12 protein-coding genes and 2 pseudogenes are annotated in these 20,555 nt (G+C 74.0%); 10 read left to right on the plus strand and 4 right to left on the minus strand.

The window, feature by feature from the left end; all coding sequences use genetic code 11:
- A pseudogene (locus tag ACSNN9_RS10300) lies at positions 1–479 on the minus strand (CAP domain-containing protein); the annotation flags it as partial.
- A gap of 375 nt (positions 480–854) precedes the next feature.
- Between ACSNN9_RS10300 and ACSNN9_RS10305 the strand changes: the two are divergent.
- The 3 genes from ACSNN9_RS10305 (at position 855) to ACSNN9_RS10315 (ending at position 5,616) form a co-directional block, all read left to right on the plus strand.
- Positions 855–1,049 (plus strand): hypothetical protein, encoded by a 195-nt coding sequence (locus ACSNN9_RS10305; RefSeq protein WP_091096806.1) that lies wholly within the window; start codon positions 855–857, stop codon positions 1,047–1,049.
- A gap of 335 nt (positions 1,050–1,384) precedes the next feature.
- Positions 1,385–4,996, plus strand: a complete 3,612-nt coding sequence (gene smc, locus ACSNN9_RS10310) for a chromosome segregation protein SMC (protein ID WP_436672820.1) — start codon at positions 1,385–1,387, stop codon at positions 4,994–4,996.
- Positions 4,996–5,616, plus strand: a complete 621-nt coding sequence (locus ACSNN9_RS10315) for an HAD family hydrolase (RefSeq protein ID WP_436672822.1) — start codon at positions 4,996–4,998, stop codon at positions 5,614–5,616. The genes smc and ACSNN9_RS10315 overlap by 1 nt, the downstream gene beginning before the upstream one ends.
- A gap of 13 nt (positions 5,617–5,629) precedes the next feature.
- On the opposite strand, the gene ACSNN9_RS10320 is transcribed toward ACSNN9_RS10315, so the two are convergent.
- Complete coding sequence (locus ACSNN9_RS10320; RefSeq protein ID WP_436672823.1) at positions 5,630–6,151, minus strand: DinB family protein; 522 nt, start codon at positions 6,149–6,151, stop codon at positions 5,630–5,632.
- Positions 6,152–6,250: 99 nt separating this feature from the next.
- The gene (locus ACSNN9_RS10325) at positions 6,251–7,963 is read right to left on the minus strand and encodes an alkaline phosphatase D family protein (RefSeq protein WP_436672825.1); all 1,713 of its coding nucleotides are present in this window, start codon (positions 7,961–7,963) and stop codon (positions 6,251–6,253) included.
- Positions 7,964–8,113: 150 nt separating this feature from the next.
- Between ACSNN9_RS10325 and ftsY the strand changes: the two genes are divergently transcribed.
- The 7 genes and pseudogenes from ftsY (at position 8,114) to ACSNN9_RS10360 (ending at position 16,900) form a co-directional block, all read left to right on the plus strand.
- Positions 8,114–9,301 carry a signal recognition particle-docking protein FtsY gene (gene ftsY / locus ACSNN9_RS10330; protein WP_358084472.1) on the plus strand — a complete coding sequence of 396 codons (1,188 nt, stop codon included), beginning with the start codon at positions 8,114–8,116 and terminating at the stop codon, positions 9,299–9,301.
- A gap of 7 nt (positions 9,302–9,308) precedes the next feature.
- On the plus strand, positions 9,309–10,172 hold the full coding sequence (locus ACSNN9_RS10335) for an aminoglycoside phosphotransferase family protein (RefSeq protein WP_172896564.1): 864 nt from the start codon (positions 9,309–9,311) through the stop codon (positions 10,170–10,172).
- A 197-nt stretch (positions 10,173–10,369) separates the two neighbouring features.
- Positions 10,370–11,800, plus strand: a complete 1,431-nt coding sequence (locus ACSNN9_RS10340) for an ammonium transporter (RefSeq protein ID WP_436672826.1) — start codon at positions 10,370–10,372, stop codon at positions 11,798–11,800.
- A 25-nt stretch (positions 11,801–11,825) separates the two neighbouring features.
- Positions 11,826–12,164, plus strand: coding sequence for a P-II family nitrogen regulator (locus ACSNN9_RS10345; RefSeq protein ID WP_176733926.1), 339 nt, complete (start codon positions 11,826–11,828; stop codon positions 12,162–12,164).
- A gap of 82 nt (positions 12,165–12,246) precedes the next feature.
- Positions 12,247–14,556, plus strand: a pseudogene (locus ACSNN9_RS10350) ([protein-PII] uridylyltransferase); the annotation flags it as partial.
- 138 nt (positions 14,557–14,694) lie between these two features.
- Complete coding sequence (ffh, locus tag ACSNN9_RS10355) at positions 14,695–16,254, plus strand: signal recognition particle protein (RefSeq protein WP_358084464.1); 1,560 nt, start codon at positions 14,695–14,697, stop codon at positions 16,252–16,254.
- A gap of 67 nt (positions 16,255–16,321) precedes the next feature.
- On the plus strand, positions 16,322–16,900 hold the full coding sequence (locus tag ACSNN9_RS10360; RefSeq protein ID WP_436672827.1) for a Uma2 family endonuclease: 579 nt from the start codon (positions 16,322–16,324) through the stop codon (positions 16,898–16,900).
- Between the two features lie 69 nt (positions 16,901–16,969).
- Here ACSNN9_RS10360 and ACSNN9_RS10365 read toward each other — a convergent pair whose 3' ends face one another.
- Positions 16,970–20,515 carry a S8 family serine peptidase gene (locus ACSNN9_RS10365; RefSeq protein ID WP_436672828.1) on the minus strand — a complete coding sequence of 1,182 codons (3,546 nt, stop codon included), beginning with the start codon at positions 20,513–20,515 and terminating at the stop codon, positions 16,970–16,972.
- Positions 20,516–20,555 lie beyond the last annotated feature (40 nt).

The raw sequence follows: 20,555 nt of genomic DNA on the forward strand, positions 1-20,555 counted from the left end.
TCGACGACCCGACCGCCCCCGTCGACCGGCCAGGCGCCGGCGGTCCGGTCGCCGACGGGGGCGGACTCCGCCCGGTACGGCTCGTCCGCCGGGCTGTCGACCCCGGCGCCCCAGCGGTCGCCCGCCTCGGCCTGCCACCGGTCGCCTGGTCCGGCCTGCCAGCGGTCGCCCGCCTCGGCCTGCCACCGGTCGTGGGGGCCGGCCTGCCACCGGTCGCCCGGCTCGGGCCGCCAGGTCGCGGTCGGGTCGGTGGACCGCGGCTGCCAGGTCCCGGTCGGCCCGGCGGACTCGGGCTGCCAGCGGGCGGTCGGCTGGTCGCGGTGCCACTCGTCGGCTGGCTGCTCCGGGTCGTCCCCGAACAGGTAGGCCGACCTCGGCTCCGGACGGTCGGTCAGCCAGGCCGGCGGCTCCTCGCCCGGCGGCTGCTGGTGGCGTCGGGGCGCGCCGTCCGGGTCCTTCGGGTCGGTCCAGCCGTACACGCCTCTGCCTCCAAGGGGTCGCTTGCGGGGGCCGGGGTGACGCTACGTGGCGGCCGCGAACAGCGGCAACGTGGCTAAGGAAGAGTTAAGGGGAACCCGGACGGCAGGGTGGCGACTTCGCGGGATCCGGGGCGTAGAGTCAAGGTGTCCGGACAGAGTGTGTCCGCGCCTTGTGGCAGCCCCCGGCAAGTGGACAGGTCGACGTGGAAATGATCTACGGCCTGCGAGAACTTGACTAAGGAGGGGGTGTCGGCTCAATATGTAGGTGTCGCCAGTCGCGCCCGGTCATGCCCAGAATCGTCTGGGATGACAGCCGCGTACACATTTGGGCGCGCGTTGGCCGGCCCTTCCGGCAGCGCATATCAAGGAGTCAACATGGCTAAGGCCCTGTACGGCCACGTAGGTGCGGCGCCCGATCGGCGCCTCCTCGACGAGGTCACCCGACTGCGTGCCACGGTTCGGGCTCTGGAGTTCGAGATCACGCGGTTGCGTGCCGAGAACGATCGGCTCGCGGCGGCTGCGGCGGAGGCAGACGACCTGCTCCGTCTGGCCGAGCCCGCGCTGACCTGATCTCCGGATCGGAAAACTGAATCGCACCACGCAAAAGAGCGCGCCGACACTTTCCGTGCCGGCGCGCAGCTCTGTCCGCGCCCCTTTTCGCCGGCGCCAATTCCTGATCTTGTGCGGCCCGCCGGAACGCGTCCCGGGCGGCTCCCCCGACGGAGGGGCGCGGCGGCGGGCCGGCCCGCGCCACCCGGGGCGCTCGCCAGGCGGCCTGCGCCACCCTGGGCGCTCGCCAGGCGGGTCGCGTGCCCGGCGGTCCCCGGTCCCGGGTTAGTCTGCGGGTTCACCCAGGTCCGCGCAGCCGGCGACGGTACGGCGGCCACCGGACGAGGATCGAGACGGTGCATCTCAAGAGCCTGACGGTGAAGGGCTTCAAGTCCTTCGCCTCCGCGACGACGCTGAAGCTGGAGCCGGGGATCACCTGCGTGGTCGGCCCGAACGGCTCCGGCAAGTCCAACGTCGTCGACGCCATCGCCTGGGTGCTCGGCGAGCAGGGCGCCAAGGCGCTGCGCGGCGGCAAGATGGAGGACGTCATCTTCGCCGGCACCGCCGGCCGGGCCCCGCTGGGCCGGGCCGAGGTGACCCTCACGATCGACAACACCGACGGCGCGCTGCCGATCGAGTACACCGAGGTGTCGATCACCCGCCGGATGTTCCGCTCCGGCGAGAGCGAGTACGAGATCAACGGCGACACCTGCCGGCTGCTCGACATCCAGGAGCTGCTGTCGGACTCCGGCATCGGCCGGGAGATGCACATCATCGTCGGCCAGGGGCGACTCGACGGGATGCTGCACGCCAAGCCGGAGGACCGGCGGTCGTTCATCGAGGAGGCGGCCGGCGTCCTCAAGCACCGCAAGCGCAAGGAGAAGGCGCTGCGGAAGCTCGACGCGATGCAGACGAACCTCAACCGGCTCACCGACCTCACGGCCGAGCTGCGCCGCCAGCTCAAGCCGCTGGGCCGGCAGGCGGAGGTGGCCCGCCGCGCCGCCGCCATCCAGGCCAACCTGCGCGACGCGCGGCTGCGGCTGCTCGCCGACGACCTGGCCACCCTGCGGGCCACCCTGGACCGGGAGATCGCCGACGAGACCGCGGTGCGCGAGCGGCGCGAGCAGGTCGAGGCCGAGCACACCGAGGTGCAGGCGCGGCTGGCCGAGCTGGAGGCGGCCCTCGCCGAGGACGCGCCACTGCTGGCCGCCGCCCAGGACACCTGGTACAAGCTCTCCGCGCTCGCCGAGCGGTTCCGCTCCATCGAGCAGCTCGCCCGGGAGCGGCTGCGGCACCTCAGCGCCGTCCCGGACGACGAGCGCCCCGGCCGCGACCCCGACCAGTTGGAGGCCGAGGCCGAGCGGATCCGCGAGCAGGAGGAGGAGCTGCGCGGCGCGCTCACCGACGACCAGGTCCGGCTGGCCGAGGCCGTCGAGCACCGCCAGGAGCTGGAACGGCAGCTCGCCGCCGCCGAACGCGAGCTGGTCGCCGCGGCCAAGGCGATCGCCGACCGGCGGGAGGGCCTGGCCCGGCTGACCGGCCAGGTCAACTCCGCCCGCGCCCGGACCACCAGCGCCGGCGAGGAGATCGAACGGCTCGCCACCGCGCACGCCGACGCGCTGGCCCGGGCCGACCAGGCCCAGGCCGAGCTCGACGCGGTCGCCGAGCAGTCCACCGAGGCGGACCGGGACAACGCCGACCTCGACGCCCGGCACGCCGAGGCGGTCGCCGCCCAGGAGCGGGCGCAGGCCACCGTGCGGTCGCTGACCGACGCCGAACGCGCGGCGGAGAAGGACGCCGCCACCTGGAAGGCCCGGGAGGAGGCGCTCGCCCTCGGTCTGCGTCGCAAGGACGGCGCCGGCGCGCTGCTGGCCCGCGCCGACGAGGTGCCCGGCCTGCTGGGCAGCCTGGCCGGGCTGCTCACCGTCGCCCCCGGGCAGGAGGCCGCACTCGCCGCCGCGCTCGGCGGGCTCGCCGACGCGGTCGCGGTCAGCGGCGTCGACGAGGCGGTCGAGGCCATGCGGCTGTTGAAGATCTCCGACGCGGGCCGCGCCGGCCTGCTGGTCGGCAGCCCCGCCGGGCCGGGCATGGACGCCCCGGTCGATGCGCTGCGGCCGAAGCTGCCCGACGGCGCCCGCTGGGCGCCCGACCTGGTGGAGTGCTCCCCGCAGATCCGTCCGGCGGTGCACCGGGCGCTGCGCGACGTGGTGCTGGTCGACGACCTCGCGGCGGCGGCCGAGGTGGTCGCCGGCAACCCGGAGCTGCGCGCGGTGACCCCGGACGGGGACGTGGTCGGCGCGTACGCGGCGGCCGGCGGGTCGGCCAAGGCGCCCAGCTTCATCGAGGTGCAGGCCGCCGTCGAGGAGGCCCGGTCGAACCGGCTCGCCGCCGAGCGCACCGGCGCGGAGCTGCGCGAGCAGCTCGTCGACGCCCGCGCCGAGGTGGCCGCCGCCAAGGAGACTGTGCAGCACGCCGCCGCCGCCAAGCGGGAGGCGGAGAGCCACCGCAACGCCGCCGCCCGCCGGCTGGCCGAGCTGGGCGCGGCGGCCCGCTCGGCGAAGGCGGAGACCGACCGGCTGGGCGAGTCCCGGGCCCGCGCGGAGGCGGCCCGGGAGCGGGACCTGCTCACCCTGGCCGAGCTGGAGGAGCGGCTGCGGCTGGCCGAGGAGACCCCGGTCGACGCGGAACCCTCCAGCGAGGACCGCGACCAGCTCGCCGCGATGGTGCCGCAGGCGCGGCAGAACGAGATGGAGGTGCGGCTCGCGGTGCGTACCGCCGAGGAGCGGGTCTCCTCGATCGCCGGCCGCGCGGACTCGCTGCGCCGGCAGGCCACCGCCGAGCGGGCCGCGCGGGAACGCGCGGCGGCGCGGCGGGCGGCGCGCACCCGGGGCGCGGGCATCGCCCGGGCCGTGGCGGGCGGGGCCCGGGAGGCCCTCACCCGGCTGGCCACCTCCATCGCCGCGGCCGAGGAGCACCGCGACGCCGTGGCGCGCGAGCGCGCCGCCCGCGAGGCCGAGCTCCAGGAGGTACGCGGCGCGGCCAAGCGGCTCGGCGCGGAGCTGGAGCGGCTGACCAGTCAGGTGCACCGGGACGAGGTGGCCCGCGCCGAGCAGCGGCTGCGCATCGAGCAGTTGGAGGCGAAGGCCGCCGAGGACTTCGGGCTGGACGTGGAGGCCCTCGTCGCCGAGTACGGCCCGACCCAGCCCGTCCCGCCCACCCAGGCCGACGTGGCGGCGGCCGAACGTGACGGCCTGCCGGTGCCCGAGCCCGTCCGCTACGAGCGGCCGGTGCAGGAGAAGCGCGCCGCCAAGGCGGAACGGGAACTGGCCCTGCTCGGCAAGGTCAACCCGCTGGCCCTGGAGGAGTTCGCCGCGCTGGAGGAGCGCTACAAGTTCCTCTCCGAGCAGCTGGAGGACCTCAAGGCCACCCGCCGCGACCTGCTCACCGTGGTCAAGGACGTCGACGACCGGATCCTGGAGGTCTTCGCCAGCGCGTTCGCCGACACCGCCCGGGAGTTCCAGCAGGTCTTCAACGTCCTCTTCCCCGGTGGGGAGGGACGGCTGGTGCTCACCGACCCGGACGACCTGCTCACCACCGGCGTCGAGGTCGAGGCCCGCCCGCCGGGCAAGAAGATCAAGCGGCTGTCGCTGCTCTCCGGCGGCGAGCGTTCGCTGACCGCGGTGGCGATGCTGGTGGCGATCTTCCGGGCCCGGCCCAGCCCGTTCTACATCATGGACGAGGTGGAGGCGGCGCTCGACGACGTCAACCTGGGCCGGCTGATCACGCTGCTGGCACAGTTGCGGGAGAAGAGCCAGCTCATCGTCATCACGCACCAGAAGCGGACGATGGAGGTCGCCGACGCCCTGTACGGCGTGACCATGCGCAACGGGGTGACCCAGGTGATCAGCCAGCGGCTCAACCGGGCCGACGGAGACGAGCGGCGTGGCCGCGGCGAGGAGAACGAGTAGTGGGTCGGGAACGGGCGACGGCGCTCCTGGTGGACTTCGACGGCGTCCTGCGGCGGTGGGACCCGACGGTGGCCGCCGGGGTGGAGCGGGAGTACGGCCTGTCCGAGGGCGTGCTCACCGAGATCGCCATGCAGTGGGGGCGGCTCCAGCCGGTGCTGACCGGCAGGGTCAGCCACGCCGACTGGATGACCAGCGTGGCCGACGCGCTGGCCGACTCCGTGGGCGGCCCCGAGCGGGCCCGGGCCGCCGTGGAGCAGTGGCAGCGCTACCGGGGCGAGGTGGACCCCGAGGTGCTCGCCTTCGTCCGCGAGGCGCGGGCCGGCGGCATCCGGGTCGGGCTCGGCACGAACGCCACCGACCTGCTCGACGCCGACCTCGCCGCCCTCGGCCTGGTGGGCGAGTTCGACGCGGTGGTCAACTCGTCCAAGATCGGGGTCAACAAGCCGGCGAAGGAGTACTTCCAGGCGGCCTGCGAGGCCCTGGAGACCCCGGCGGCCCGGGTGCTCTTCGTCGACGACGAGGACTGGGCGATCCGGGGCGCCCGCGTCGCCGGCCTGTCGGCGCTGCGCTGGAGCGGCCCGGCCGACCTGCGCTACGCGCGGGCCGCCCTGGCGTACTGACGCGCGGCGTGGGCTACTCGCCCGTGACGCCGTCGATGCGTTCGCGGATCAGGTCGGCGTGGCCGTTGTGCCGGGCGTACTCCTCGATCATGTGCACGTAGACCCACCGCAGGTTGAACGTCCGGCGCTTCGGGCCGACCTCGGTGAAGGTGTCGTCGAGCGAGCGGCCCGCCGCGGCGGCGCGGGCCAGCGCGACCTCCCGGTGGAAGGTGGCGAAGTCGGCCTCGGCGTCGGCGGCGCTGACGTCGTGGTCGGCGTCCGGGTCGTCGGGCGTGAAGTAGGGGTAGTCGACCCGCTGGCCGGCGAAGTTCTCCCGGAACCACCAGGCCTCCACCTCGGCCAGGTGCCTGACCAGGCCGAGCAGGGTGAGCCCCGAGGGCTCGACGCTCGGCGTCTTCAGCTGTTCGGCCGTCAGCCCGGCGCACTTGAGCAGCAGGGTCTGCCGGTGGTAGTCCAGCCAGCCTTCCAGCATGGTGCGCTCGTCGCCGACGTAGGGCTCGGGGGTCCGGGTGATCTCCGGTGCTCGCCAGGTCATGCGGTCATCCTGGCCGGCACCCCCGACAACCCGCGAGCGGTTATCCGGGCGCCACCGGCTGCGCGGGTGCCGGTTGCCCGCCCGTCGCGGGTGGGCGGTTCACCCACCGGGCGTCAGGCGCTGCCGCATCACCTCGCGCAGGTGCCCGTCGCTGGTGGTGCCCTCGATGGTCACCTCGGCCGCGCGGCCGGCGTGCACCAGCGTGGCGACCGCGTTGCCGAAGTACGGTCCGGCCAGCCGCTTCCAGCGGAAGGGTGGGCGGCGCACCCCGGCGGTGCGGGCCAGCGCCCGGGTGGCCCCGGCCGGTCCGGCCGACCAGCCCAGCCTCATCAGCGGGCGCATCCCGGCGGGAACCTGGTTGTGGATGGGCGAGCAGGTGAGCTGGTGCACCGGGGTGACCACGCCCCGGTCGGCGAACCGCGCCCGCGCCACGTACGAGTGGTGCACGTCGCCGGAGAGCACGCTGATCGACGCCGGTGGCGCGTACGCGGGGCCGGCCCCGATCCGCTCGCCGGGCTCGCCGGGCGTGCCGCTGCCGAGGCGGGCGAAGAGCGCCCCGAGCGCGTCGAACGAGCGGTGGAACGCGGCCCAGTGCTCCAGGTCCAGCCCGCGGCGCAGCTTCTCCGCCAGCCGGGCGACCCAGCGCCGCCGGGAGTCGGCGAGCTTCTCGTTCCACGCCTCCACGTGGTGGATGCCCGGCGGGAGCAGCCAGGGCAGGGACGCGCCGACCACGAGGTGGTCGTAGACGCCGTGGGCGCGGTCGAGGAACCACGACCACTCGCCCGGGGGCAGCATCGCCCGCTGGCCCGGCTCCAGCACCCGGCTGCACCGGTTGTCGAGCATGACCAGCCGGGTCCGGCCCAGGTCCAGCGCGTAGCTCCACTGGTACTGCACGGCCCGCCACCGCTCGGTGTCGTGCGCGAGGTCGGCCTCGGTGTCGACCCGCTGGCCGAACTCGCGCAGCACCCCGGTGGCGTCCTCCGCCGCGCTGACCTTGGCGTAGACCGGGTCGGCGGCGATCTCGTCGGGGGAGAGGTTGCCCAGGTGCTGGTAGACCCAGTACGAGGCGAGGCCGCTGGCGATCCGCTCCGCCCACCAGGGCTGGTCGCGCATGTCGTCGCGCCAGGTGGCCGAGGTGTTCCAGTCGTCGATGACCTCGTGGTCGTCGAAGATCATCACGCTCGGGACGGTGGAGAAGAGCCAGCGGATCTCCGGGTCCCGCCAGGACTCCAGGTAGAGCTTCGTGTACTCGTCGAAGCTCACCACCTGGTCGCCCGGCGCGCCCTCGGGCCGCCTGCGGCGCCGCTTCAGCAGCCGCCGGACCGTGGGGGAGGTCACGTCGGCGTAGACCTGGTCGCCGAGGAGCACCAGCAGGTCGGGCAGGTCGGTCGGCTCGGGGTCGGCCATCAGCCGGCGGGCGTACGCGTCGAGGGCGTCCGGGGGCAGCCGCCGGGTGGTGGCGTGCTGGGTGGTCTCCCGGCAGGAGCCGAAGACCAACCGGACCGGCTGGTCGAGGTCGTCGGCCGCCCGGGTGCGGATCACGCTGGGCGGGAACTTGCTCTTCGGCACCGGCCAGGCGACCTCGTCGTCGATCAGCACCTCGTAGCTGGTGGCGCTGTCCGGGGTGAGCCCCTCCACCACGACGAGGGCGTAGTGGTGGTCGTACGCCGAGAAGGTGGGGGCGGTGCCGCCGGCGCCGTCGGCGGTGCGGACGGTGACCACGGCGGGCGCGCTGGTCTCGACCCAGATGGTGGCCCGCGTGCCGACCACCCTGCGTAGCAACGGGCCGATGAGCAGGTGTGCCGCGGGCATGGTCGACCTCCAGATGAGCGGACTTCATCTTTACTACCCGGCCGGCGGTCGCACCACTGCTGGCTGTGACCGAGCCTACCGTCGGCTCTCGCGGGCGCGGTCGGGAGCGGTGGCTGGGACAGCTTCGCCGGCATCTGACAGGATTCCGGCATGACCGAATACCTCCTCATCGCGCTCGCCCTGCTCGGCGTGCTGATCCTTGGCGGCATCGGGCTGGTCGTGCCGCGGCTGCGCCGGCGACCGGAGCCGCCGCTGCCCGAGACGGAGGTCGAGACCCGGGCCGAGGAGGACCTGGCCGGCCCGCCGGTGGAGGCGCCGGAGGCCGAACTGTCCACCGGGATCCTGGTGGAACCGCCGGTCGTGGAGGCCCCGGCCCCGGTGCTGGAGGTGCCCGAGCCGACCGCCGGGCGGCTGGTCCGGCTGCGCTCGCGGCTGTCGCGCTCGCAGAACGTCTTCGGCAAGAGCCTGCTCGGCCTGCTCAGCCGCGACCACCTCGACGAGGACGCCTGGGAGGAGATCGAGGACGGCCTGATCACCGCCGACGTCGGCATCGACGCCACCCGGGAGATCGTCGACCGGCTGCGCGAGCGCACCCGGGTCCTCGGCACCCGTTCCGCGAACGAGCTGCGCGCCCTGCTCGCCGCCGAGCTGGTCAACGCGCTCGACCCGACCCTGGACCGGTCGCTGCGGACCGCGCCCAAGGCGGGCGTGCCGGCGGTGCTGCTGGTCGTCGGCGTCAACGGCGCGGGCAAGACCACCACCTGCGGCAAGATCGCCCGGGTGCTCGTCGCCGACGGCCGCAGCGTGCTGCTCGGCGCCGCGGACACCTTCCGGGCCGCCGCCGCGGACCAGCTCGAGACCTGGGGCGGGCGGGTCGGCGCGGAGACCGTCCGCGGGCCCGAGGCCGCCGACCCGGCCAGCGTGGCCTTCGACGCCGTCAAGCGGGGCATCGACACCGGCGTGGACACCGTGCTGATCGACACCGCCGGCCGGCTGCAGAACAAGGTCGGCCTGATGGACGAGCTGGGCAAGGTCAAGCGGGTGGTGGAGAAGCACGGCCCGATCGACGAGACACTGCTGATCCTCGACGCCACCACCGGGCAGAACGGGCTGGAGCAGGCCCGCGTCTTCACCGAGGTGGTCAACGTGACCGGCGTCGTGCTCACCAAGCTCGACGGCACCGCCAAGGGCGGCATCGTGATCTCCGTGCAGCGCAAGCTGGGCATTCCGGTCAAGCTGGTCGGGCTCGGCGAGGGCAAGGACGACCTGGCCCCGTTCGACCCCGCACAGTTCGTCGACGCGCTGCTCGGTACCGAGCCGCTCGCCCGGGACGCGTAACCTCGCAGTGACGACCGACGATCGCGCCTACGCCGGGTGGCGCGACCCCAGCCACCCGTCGCCGCGCCTCGGGAGACCGTACGTGACTTCGCAGGAGATCCCGCTGCACGGCGGGAACGTCAGCACCGTGGTCCGCGTCGGCGACACGGTCCGGCGCAACGCCGGGCCGTGGACGCCCTCCGTGCACGCCCTGCTGCGCCACCTGGAGTACGTCGGGTTCACCGGCGCTCCCCGCGCCCTCGGCATGGACGAGCGCAACCGGGAGGTCCTGTCGTACCTGGAGGGGGAGTGCGGGGAGTACCCGCTGGCCCCGCACTGGGTCACCGACGAGGCGCTGGTGACCGTCGCCACCATGCTCCGGATGTTCCACGACGCCCAGTACGGCTTCGTCCCGCCGCCCGGGGCGGTGTGGCGCTCGTTCGGCCCGCCGCCGCCGGACACCGAGGTCATCTGCCACCACGACGCCGCCCCGCACAACGTCATCTGGCGGCCCGACGGCACCCTCGGGCTGATCGACTTCGACCTCGCCTCGCCCGGCGCCCGGATCTACGACGTGGCGTACGCGGCCTGGACCTGGGTGCCGATCTTCTCCGACCGGGACTCGATCACGCTCGGCTGGAAGCACCCCGACCGGCCGCGCCGGCTGCGCCTCTTCGCCGACGCGTACGGGCTGATCCCCCGGGACCGGCACCGGCTGATCCGGACCATCCGCAAGCGGATCGTGGACCACGTGGAGGGCATCCGCCGGATGGCCGCCGCCGGTGAGCCCGCCTTCGTCCGGATCGTGCACAAGGGGCACCTGCGCCGGCCGATGCGGGACCTGCGGCTGCTCGACTACGAGCGCAACGCCCTGGAGTACGCGCTGCGCTGAGCGGTCCGTACCGCCGGATGCCGCCCCGCGACGACGGTGAGGTTCTCTTCACACGTCCGAAACAAGGCGTCACCGTCCGGAAATCGACGGGTGACGCTGGGGGAAACAGGGAGCGAGCAGGCTTCCGCGCATCCGGCGTACGGGCGACGCTGCCCCGGAAGCCGGGAAGGAGGGAACTTCACCTTTAGGAGGCCAGCGTGCCCGAGGCACCCACGATCGATTCCGGCAACACCGTGTGGTTGCTGGTGTCGACGGCGCTCGTGCTGCTCATGACGCCCGGACTGGCGCTGTTCTACGGCGGCCTGAACCGGGCCAAGGGTGTACTGAACATGATGATGATGAGCTTCTCCGCGATCGGGCTCATCTCCGTTCTGTGGTGGTTCTACGGTTTCAGCATCGCGTTCGGCAGCGATGTCAACGGCCTCTGGGGCGACCCGGGCGCCTACCTCGGCACCAAGACCTTCCTCGCCGAGACCGACCTCTGGGGCGCGACGGCGGAGAACCCGAGCGGCATCGGCGTCCCGCTCTACGTGTTCATGGCCTTCCAGATGATGTTCGCCGTGATTACCGTCGCGCTGATCAGCGGCGCGGTCTCCGACCGGGCGAAGTTCGCCGGCTGGCTGCTGTTCGCGTTCGGCTGGGCGACGCTGGTCTACTTCCCGGTCGCGCACTGGGTGTGGGGCGGCGGCATCATCGGCGCCGACCTGCACGCGCTCGACTTCGCCGGCGGCACCGCGGTGCACATCAACGCCGGCGCGGCGGCCCTGGCCCTGGCGCTGGTGCTGGGCAAGCGGCTCGGTTGGCCCCGGGAGGGCATGAAGCCGCACAACATCCCGCTCGTCGCGCTCGGCGCCGGGCTGCTCTGGTTCGGCTGGTTCGGCTTCAACGCCGGTTCCGAGCTCACCGTCGACTCGGTCGCCGGCCTGGCTTTCATCAACACGCAGCTCGCCACGGCCGCCGCGGTGCTCGGCTGGATCGTCGTCGAATGGGTCAAGGACAGGAGGCCGACTCTGGTCGGCGCCTCGTCCGGCGCCGTCGCCGGCCTGGTCGCCATCACCCCGGCCTGCGGCTTCGTCGCGCCCTGGGCGGCGGTGCTGCTCGGCCTGGTCGCCGGCGCGGTCTGCGCGCTGGCGATCAGCCTCAAGTACAAGCTCGGCTACGACGACTCGCTCGACGTGGTCGGCGTGCACTTCGTCGGCGGCTGGATCGGCTCGCTCTGGCTCGGCCTCTTCGCCACCAACTCGGTCAACGGGGCGATCACCGACGTGATCGGCGCCTCCGACGGGCTCTTCTACGGCGGCGGCGCGACCCAGCTCGGCCGGCAGGCCCTGGCCGGCCTGATCGTCACCGCCTGGTCCTTCGCGGTGGCCTGGGTGCTCGCCTTCGCCATCGAGAAGACGATCGGCTTCCGCCTGCGGGCCGAGGACGAGGTCGGCGGCATCGACATCGCCGAGCACGCCGAGAGCGGCTACGACCTGTCGCCGGCCGCCGGCAGTGGCGGGGGCAGCGCGTTCGCCATGGCCGGGCTGACCGGCGCCAGGCCGGCGACGGAGCCGGCGGACGCACCCGCCGCGCCCGCCGAGCCGACCGCGCCTACCGAGCCGGCCGCCGAGAAGGTCGCCCGTTAACGTTCCTGGGATGGAGGGGTTGGACATGAAGCTGGTGACCGCGGTCATCAAGCCGTACCAACTGGACGCGGTGAAGGAGGCCCTGCACGCCCTCGGCGTGGCCGGGCTGACCGTCAGCGAGGTCCAGGGCTACGGGCGGCAGAAGGGGCACACCGAGGTCTACCGGGGTGCCGAGTACACGGTCGAGTTCCTGCCCAAGATCCGGGTCGAGGTGCTCACGGACGAGATCGACGTCGACAAGATCGTTGACGCCGTCGTCGGCGCCGCCCGGACCGGCAAGATCGGCGACGGGAAGGTCTGGGTGACCGCGGTCGAGGAGGTCGTCCGGGTCCGCACCGGCGAGCGCGGCCTCGACGCGCTCTGACACCGCCATGACCTCGTCGACCGGGAGTGACGCGCCGGGCCACACCGGCAACGGCGCCGCGCAGCTCCCGGTCGACGAGGTCGGCGGCGTCGGGGAGGCGGCGCGGGCGGCGCGGGCCGACGCGTACGACCGGTGGTTGCGCGAGCTGCTGCCGCGGCGGCCCGGGGTGGCGCTGGTCGCCGTCGGCGGGCTGGGCCGCCGGCAGTGCGCGCCGCACGGCGACCTCGACCTCGTCCTGCTGCACGCCGGGGTGCCCGGCGTGGACGAGCTGGCCGCCTCCGTCTGGTACCCGGTGTGGGACGCCGGCCTGCGGCTGGACCACTCCGTCCGGACCGTCGCCGAGGCGCTCTCCGTCGCCCAGGACGACGTGAAGGTGGCCCTCGGGCTGCTCGACGCGCGCCTGGTCGCCGGGGACGCCGCGCTCGCGGAGACGCTCGTGCGCACCGCCGCCGACCACTGGCGGCGTACGGCCGTGCGGCAGCTCCCGGCGCTGCGCGAGCTCACCGCCGTCCGCTGGGCGGCCCACGGCGAGCTGGCGTTCCTGCTGGAGGGCGACCTGAAGGAGGCGGCCGGCGGGCTGCGCGACGTGGGCATCCTGCGGGCCGTCGCCGCCGCCGGGATCACCGACGCGCTGCGCCCCGCCGTCCGCGCCGCGCACCTGCGGCTGCTCGACACCCGGGACGCGCTGCACCGGCAGGTCGGCCGCCGGGTCGACCGGCTCATCGCCCAGGAGCGCGACGGGGTCGCCGCGCTGCTCGGGCTGCGGCAGTCCCCGCCGGGCGCGGCCGACCCGGCCCAGCCTCGACAGCTCCCGCCCGGCGCCCCGCCGCCCCGGCAGCTCCCGCCCGGCGCGGCCGAGGCGTCGCAGCGGGTCGAACTCGTCGGCGACGGCGACGCGCTGCTGCGCCGGGTCGCCGGGGACGCCCGGACCGTCAGCCACGCCCTCGACGACGCCTTCCGCGCCGCCGACCGGCTCCGTGCGGGCCGCCGCCGGGGCGCCGACGGGCGTCCGCTGCGCCGACCGGTCGCCCGGGACGTCGTCGAGCACGACGGCGAGCTGGTGCTGGCCCGCACCGCGATCGGGGCCCGGCCCGACCCGAGCCTGTCGCTGCGGGTCGCCGCCGCCGCGGCCGTCACCCGGCTGCCGATCGCCCGGGCCACCTGCGAGTGGCTGGCCGCGTACTGCCCGCCGCTGCCGGCGCCGTGGCCGGCCGAGGCCCGGGCCGCGCTGATCACCCTGCTCGGCGCCGGCCCCGGCCTGGTGCCGGCCTGGGAGACCTGCGACCGGTACGGGCTGATCGAGGGCTGGCTGCCCGAGTGGACCCGGCTGCGCAGTCTCCCGCAGCACCACCCGGTGCACCGGTTCACCCTCGACCGGCACCTCGTGCAGACCGCGTACGAGGCCAGCCGGCACAGCCGCGAGGTGGACCGCCCCGACCTGCTGCTGCTCGGCGGTCTCCTGCACGACATCGGCAAGGGACTACCGGGCGACCACAGCACGGTCGGGGCGCCGCTGGCCGAGGCGGTGGCCGCCCGGATCGGCCTGCCCGGGCCGGAGGTGGCGCTGATCGGCACGGTGGTCCGGCTGCACCTGCTCCTGCCCGACGTGGCCACCCGGCGCGACCTCGCCGACCCCGTCACCATCGCCGGCGTGGCCGAGCGGGTGGGCGACCCGAGCACGCTGGACCTGCTGCACGCCCTGGTCCGCGCCGACGCCGCCGCCACCGGGCCGGGCGCCTGGTCGGACTGGAAGGGCCGGTTGGTCGCCGAGCTGGTCGCCCGGGTGCGGACCGCGCTGGACACGGGCGCGCTGCCCGCCCCGCCCGACCCCGACCCGGCCCTGCTGGCGGGACCCCTGCCGGTCGTACACCTGACGGGGGACCGGGTGGCGGTGGCCGCCGCGGACCGGCGCGGCCTGCTCGCGACGGTGGCCGGCTGCCTGGCGCTGCACCGGCTGGAGGTGCTCTCCGCCGACGCCTCCACCGTCGACGGCCGGGCCCTGGTGGAGTGCCGGGTGCAGCCCCGGTACGGGCTCGAGCCCGACCCGATCGCGCTCGGCGCCGACCTGCGGCGCGCGGTGAACGGCGACGTCTCGGTCACCCAGCGGCTGCGCGGCCGGGCCCTGGCGGCGCGGGCCGGGGGTGCCGCGCCGCGGGTGGTCTGGCACCGCGAGGCGGCCACCGACGCCGTGCTGCTGGAGCTGCGCGCCGCCGACGCGGCGGGCCTGCTCTACCGGGTCACCTGCGCCCTCGACGAGGCTGGCGCCCAGGTGCGCGCGGCCCGCATCTCCACCCTCGGCGGGGACGTGGTCGACGCCTTCTACCTCGTCGGCGGCTGGCCGGGCGAGGCGACCCGGGCCCGGCTGGAGGCCGCGGTGCTGGCCGCGGTGTGAGCGAGCGCCCGGCCGACGCCGCCCCGGCTGTGCCCGGCCCGGAGCGGCGGTGCGGCCGGCCGGCTACCCTAGCGGTGGCCGGACACCTCGCCCGGCCGTCGATCTGCCCGCCGGAACACTGACAAACGGGATGTTCGCGTGTTTGACACCTTGAGTGACCGCCTGTCCGGGATCTTCACCAAGCTCCGCGGCAAGGGTCGGCTCACCGACGCCGACATCGACGCCACCGCGCGCGAGATCCGCCTCGCGCTGCTGGAGGCGGACGTCGCGCTGCCGGTGGTCAAGGGCTTCATCGCCAACGTCAAGGAGCGCTCGCGCGGCGCCGAGGTCTCCCAGGCGCTCAACCCGGCGCAGCAGATCATCAAGATCGTCAACGAGGAGCTGATCACCGTCCTCGGCGGCGAGGGGCGGCGACTCCAGTTCGCCAAGCAGCCGCCGACGGTGATCATGCTGGCCGGCCTCCAGGGTTCCGGTAAGACCACGCTCGCCGGCAAGCTGGCCCGCTGGCTCAAGGCCCAGGGCCACCAGCCGCTGCTGGTCGCCGCCGACCTCCAGCGCCCCAACGCCGTCGGGCAGCTCCAGGTGCTCGGTGGTCGCGCCGGCGTCGAGGTGTACGCCCCCGAGCCCGGCAACGGCACCGGCGACCCCGTGCAGGTGGCCCGGGCCTCGATCGAGCACGCGAAGCGGGCCGCCCGGGACATCGTCATCGTCGACACCGCCGGCCGGCTCGGCATCGACGCCGAGATGATGCAGCAGGCCGCCGACATCCGCGACGCGGTCGACCCCGACGAGGTCATCTTCGTCATCGACGCCATGGTCGGCCAGGACGCGGTGCGCACCGCCGAGGCGTTCCGCGACGGCGTGGGCATCACCGGCGTGGTCCTCTCCAAGCTCGACGGCGACGCCCGCGGTGGCGCCGCGCTGTCGGTGCGGGAGGTCACCGGGCAGCCGATCCTCTTCGCCTCCACCGGCGAGAAGCTGGAGGACTTCGACGTCTTCCACCCCGACCGGATGGCCAGCCGGATCCTCGGCATGGGCGACGTCCTCACTCTGATCGAGCAGGCCGAGCAGGCCTTCGACACCGATCAGAAGGAGAAGATGACCGCCAAGCTGATGGGCGGCGAGCAGTTCACCCTGGAGGACTTCCTCGACCAGCTCATCGCGGTCCGGCGGATGGGCCCGATCGCCAACGTGCTGGCCATGATGCCGGGCATGGGGCAGATGAAGGACCAGCTCGCCGAGCTGGACGACAAGCACTTCGACCGGGTCACCGCGATCATCCGGTCGATGACCCCCGCCGAGCGCAGCAACCCGAAGATCATCAACGGCTCCCGCCGGGCCCGCATCGCCAACGGCTCCGGGGTCGCCGTGATGGACGTCAACCAGCTGCTCAACCGCTTCGCCGACGCGCAGAAGATGATGAAGCAGATGGGCGGCATGATGGGCCTGCCCGGCGGCGGCCGGCGCAAGGCGACCAAGTCGCCGAAGAACAAGCGCAAGGGCACCAAGGGCGGCAACCGGCCGCGCGCCGGGGCGGGCGCCGGGATGCCGGGCGGTTTCCCGGGCGGCATGCCGCAGCTCCCGCCGGGCATGGACCCGAACGACCTGGCCGCCGGCCAGGGCCTGCCGCCGGGCTTCAAGCTGCCGAAGATCGACTTCAACAAGCTCGGCAAGGGCGGCGACGGCCGGCCCCGCTGAGGCGTGTCGTTGGCAGTGGGTGACGTGATCCTTGCCTAGGGTGATGTCGCCCCTGGAAGGAGGAGTCATGACCGTGGCACCCATCCTGCCCGAGCGGTCGGAGTGGACGGTTGACGACCTCGGTGACCTGCCGAAGGACCTTCCGTACGAATTGGTCGACGGAAGGTTGATCGTGCCGTCCCCCACCGCCGTGCATCAGGACCTCTGCGTGCGACTGCTGCTCGCTCTCGAGGTCAACTGCCCCGCCGAGTACCTGGTCAGCATCGACCTGTCGATGCGCATCGACCGCCGCAACGAGCCGCGTCCCGACGTGGTCGCCATCCGTCGCGAGCACGCCGACCGGTCGCCCGTGCCCGTCCAGGACGCCCTGCTGGCCGTCGAGGTCCTCTCGCCGACCTCCACGTTCCGCGACCTCTACGACAAGGCGAAGGTCTACGCGCACGCCGGGGTGCGGACGTACTGGGTGGTCGACCCGCTGCACGAGCGGATGACCCTGACGGAGTACACGCTCGGCCCCACCGGCGAGTACGAGGTGGTGACGCACGCCGAGGACCTCTTCGTCACCGAGCGGCCGTGGAAGGTCTCCGTCGACCTGCCCGCGCTGACGACGCGGCGGGCCGGGCTGCTCGCGGGCGGCGGGGACTGACACCGCCGACGGGTCCACACGGGCGGGGCCCGGCCGTCACCGGCCGGCCCCCGCTTCTCGTGCGACCGGTCAGGACGGCAGGTCCGGCCGGTCGGTGACCCGCAGCGCGTTCACGATCGGCAACCCGTAGCCCTTGTGCGTCACGAACCGTACGTTGAGCTGGCCGTCCGTCACCCGCACCGTGTAGGTCCGGTTCAGTGCGGCGTAGCTGCCCACCTCACCGGCCACGTCCAGCGACGGCAGCACCTCCTGGCCCTCGAGCAGCACGTCGAAGACCCGCTTGTCCGGGTACTGCCGCTTCACCTCGGCGAAGTCCAGCTCCACCGTGTAGTGGCCGTCCGCGAGACCGTCGACGCGGTACTCGTACATCCCCTCCCGCTGGTCCGCGAAGCGGGCCGGATCGTTGGTGCCGGTGATCGGGGTGCTGGTCGTCCGTCGGCTGGAGGTGCCGAGGTAGCCGGCGCCGCCGGCGGTCCAGGCCCGGTCCGGCGACCAGGTCTGGCCCTCGACGTCGGCCCGGGGCGACGTCGCGCCGGCGTTGATCGCGACGGCGTGGCGCGGCACCACCAGGGTGACCGGGACGACGAGGACGGGCTGCCGACCGCTGGCCGAGGCGATCCGCAGCTTGGCCCGGTGGTGGCTGCCGGGGGCCAGGCCGGCGGTGCTGGTAGCCACGCCGACGGTGTGCCGGCCGCCGCTGGCCAGGGTGCCGGTGGCGCCGCTCAGGCCGAGCCAGCCGACGTCCTGCGGCGCGCCGTCCTCGTTCAGTTCGGTGACCGTGACGTCGGTGCCGAGCGCCCCCGTGTTGCTCAGGGTGAGCTGCCCGCCCCGGGTCTGGTCGGTGGGGGCGACGACGGTCAGCTCGCCCGTCGGGGTGCCGACCCGCGCGGTGCGCAGCGCCGCCGACCGGACCTCGGCCCCGCCGGCCGGCAACGCCACCGCGCCCGACGCCGCCTCGTAGTGCTCCTTGTCGATGGCGAACCCGACCGCGCCGGCCGGTGCCTGGATCAGGTACGTGCCGTCGGCCTCGGTGGTCTCCGTGGCCGTCGCGTCGCCCACCCGGGCGCTCACGGTGGCCCCGGCGACCGGCCGCCCGTCGTTGGCGTCGGTGACCACGCCGGAGAGCACCCCGGTGCGGGTGCTGCGGAACGCGATCGCCGTGCCGTCGGCGACCGCCTGGGCGTTGTACGAGTACTCGAAGCCGACGCTGCCGTCGGCGTTCTCCAGGCCGATCGTCGCGCCGGTGCCGGTCTCCGCGCCGGTGCCGTCGACGTCGGCGTACCGGTAGGTGATCGAGCCGTCCTCGCCGATGGCGGCGCTGAAGGTCAGTCGCATCGACCGGTCGGCGAAGATCGACACGTTGCGCCACTCCACGACGAAGGTGCGGTGCGGCTTGGCGCCGGTCACGGCGGTGTAGACGCCCGAGTCGGCCTCCACGTAGAGGTCGTCCCAGAACGGGAAGAGCGCCAGGTCGGGGTTGGTGGTGTTGGGCAGGGCGGTGTTCAGGCGGCTGGTCGACGCGACGTCGAAGCCGAGCACGCCGTTGGTGCTCACCCACGCCTGCCGGTAGGACCGGCCGTAGAGCGGGACCCGGAAGGGCAGCGTGACGGGCACGCTGCGGTCGTCACCGGTCAGCGCCAGCAGCTCCGTGCCGGCGACGAAGGAGCCGCCGGCGGGGCCGCAGGCGTACCCGAAGGCGTCGACCCGGTCGGGCAGGGTGACGTCGAGGACGGTGTCCGCGCCGACCTGGGCCGGCCTGGTCACCACGTCCGAGCAGCGGTACGCGTGCCCGAAGCGGACGTCGTACGTGCCGTGCGGCACCGTCACGGAGTAGTGGCCCTGGGCGTCGGCGGTGACGGCGAGCGGGGTGCCCAGGACGGTGACGGTGGCGCCGCCGGCCGGGCCGGTCGAGGTGCGCACCGTGCCGCTCAGCGTGGCCGACGGGGCCCGCGCGACGACGACGTCCGCCTCGACCGTCTGGTTCTCGGTGACCGTCACCGAGGCGGTCGCCGTGACGTAGCCGAACTTGCTCACCGAGACGGTGTAGCTGCCGACCATCAGCCGGTCGAGCCCGTACGAGCCGTCGGCGGCGGTGGTGGTGGCGCGCGTCATCGGGCCGCTGACCCGCACGTCCGCCCCGGCCAGCGGGGCGCCGCCGGAGGTGACCTGACCGCCCAGCGCGCCGAGGGCGCCCCGGGGGGTGGCGTCGACCGCCGCGTACGCGTCGAGCCGCCCCTCGCCGAAGACGTTGTTGTCGTCGACGGTGCCGCCGCAGGTGAGCGCGTTGACGTCGACCGCGGTGTCGTCGAGGATGCGCTTGGTCTCGGCGACGTCACCCTGGATGGCCGGCGAGGCCGACCACATCAGCGCCACCGTCGCCGCGGTGTGCGGGGAGGCCATCGACGTGCCGCTGAACGCCGCGTAGCCGCCCGGGACCGAGGAGCGGACGTTGGCGCCCGGCGCGGCGATGTTCGGCTTGATGTCGCCGTTCTCGCCGGTGCCCCGGCTGGAGAAGCTGGCGATCGCGTTGTTCACGTCGAACGCGCCGGAGCTGTAGCTGATCGTGTACGACCCGGGGCTGCCGGAGGTGTTGCAGCTCGGGCCGCTGTTGCCGTTGGAGAAGGCCGGGAAGATGCCGGCGGCCACCCACGACGAGACGATCTCCGTGTACCACGGGTCGTAGGCGTTGGAGCCCCAGGAGTTGTTGACCACGTCCGGGGCGAGGTCGGGGCGCGGGTTCGCGCCGTCCAGGTCGGTGGGGGCCACGATCCACTGGCCGGAGGCGAGCAGCGACGCCCGCGAGCAGCCGCTGGTCTCGCAGCCCTTGGCGGCGATCCAGCGCGCGCCCGGGGCCACGCCGACGACGTTCGCGCCGTCCGCGCCGACCATCGTGCCCATGGTGTGCGTGCCGTGGTCGTTGTTGTCGCACGGCGCGGCGGTGGGGCAGATCTGGGCCGGGTCGAACCAGTTGTAGTTGTGGTCGAGGGTGCCGTCGCCGTTGCGGCCCCGGTAGCTGGCGGCCACGGCGGGGTGGGTGACGTCGACGCCGCTGTCGATGTTGGCGACCACGATGCCCTCACCGCGTACGCCCAGCTCGTTCCAGACCCGCGGCGCGTTGATCCGGTCGATGTTCCACTCGGTGGCGTTGGTGGTGGGGAGGGTCTCGCCGGGCAGCGGCTTCGGGATCTCGACCGGGTCGTCGGCGAGGATCTCGGAGACGTCGGAGCGTACGGCGAGGTCGCCGAGCAGGTCGGCGTCGCCGGTCACCTTGATGGCGTTGACCAGCCAGAAGGGGGTGAACTCCGCGCCCTTGCGGGTCAGCATGGCGCGCAGGCCCGCCTGGCTGCGCTCGGCGTGGGCGGTCTTGGTGCGGTGGACGTGCGCGGCCTTCTCCGTCTTGCCGCGCAGCCTGGCCGCGCCGGACAGGTCGGCCTTGCTGTCCAGGAAGACCCAGTAGCTGGCCTTGCCCTGGCCGGCGAGCCGGTTGGTGACCTTCTTGTCGACCTTCGCGGCCACCGCCCTGGCCTCTGCCTGGGCGGGGTCCGGTGCGGCGGCGGCCGGAGCGCCGGCGCCGATCGGGAGGGTGAGGCCGACCGCCAGGCCGACCACTGCCATTCGCCATCGTCGTGGTGACACGTCCCGACGCTCCTTTGGG

Origin of the sequence: Micromonospora sp. URMC 107 (genome assembly GCF_051386315.1) — a bacterium.
In the GTDB taxonomy this organism is placed as follows: domain Bacteria; phylum Actinomycetota; class Actinomycetes; order Mycobacteriales; family Micromonosporaceae; genus Micromonospora.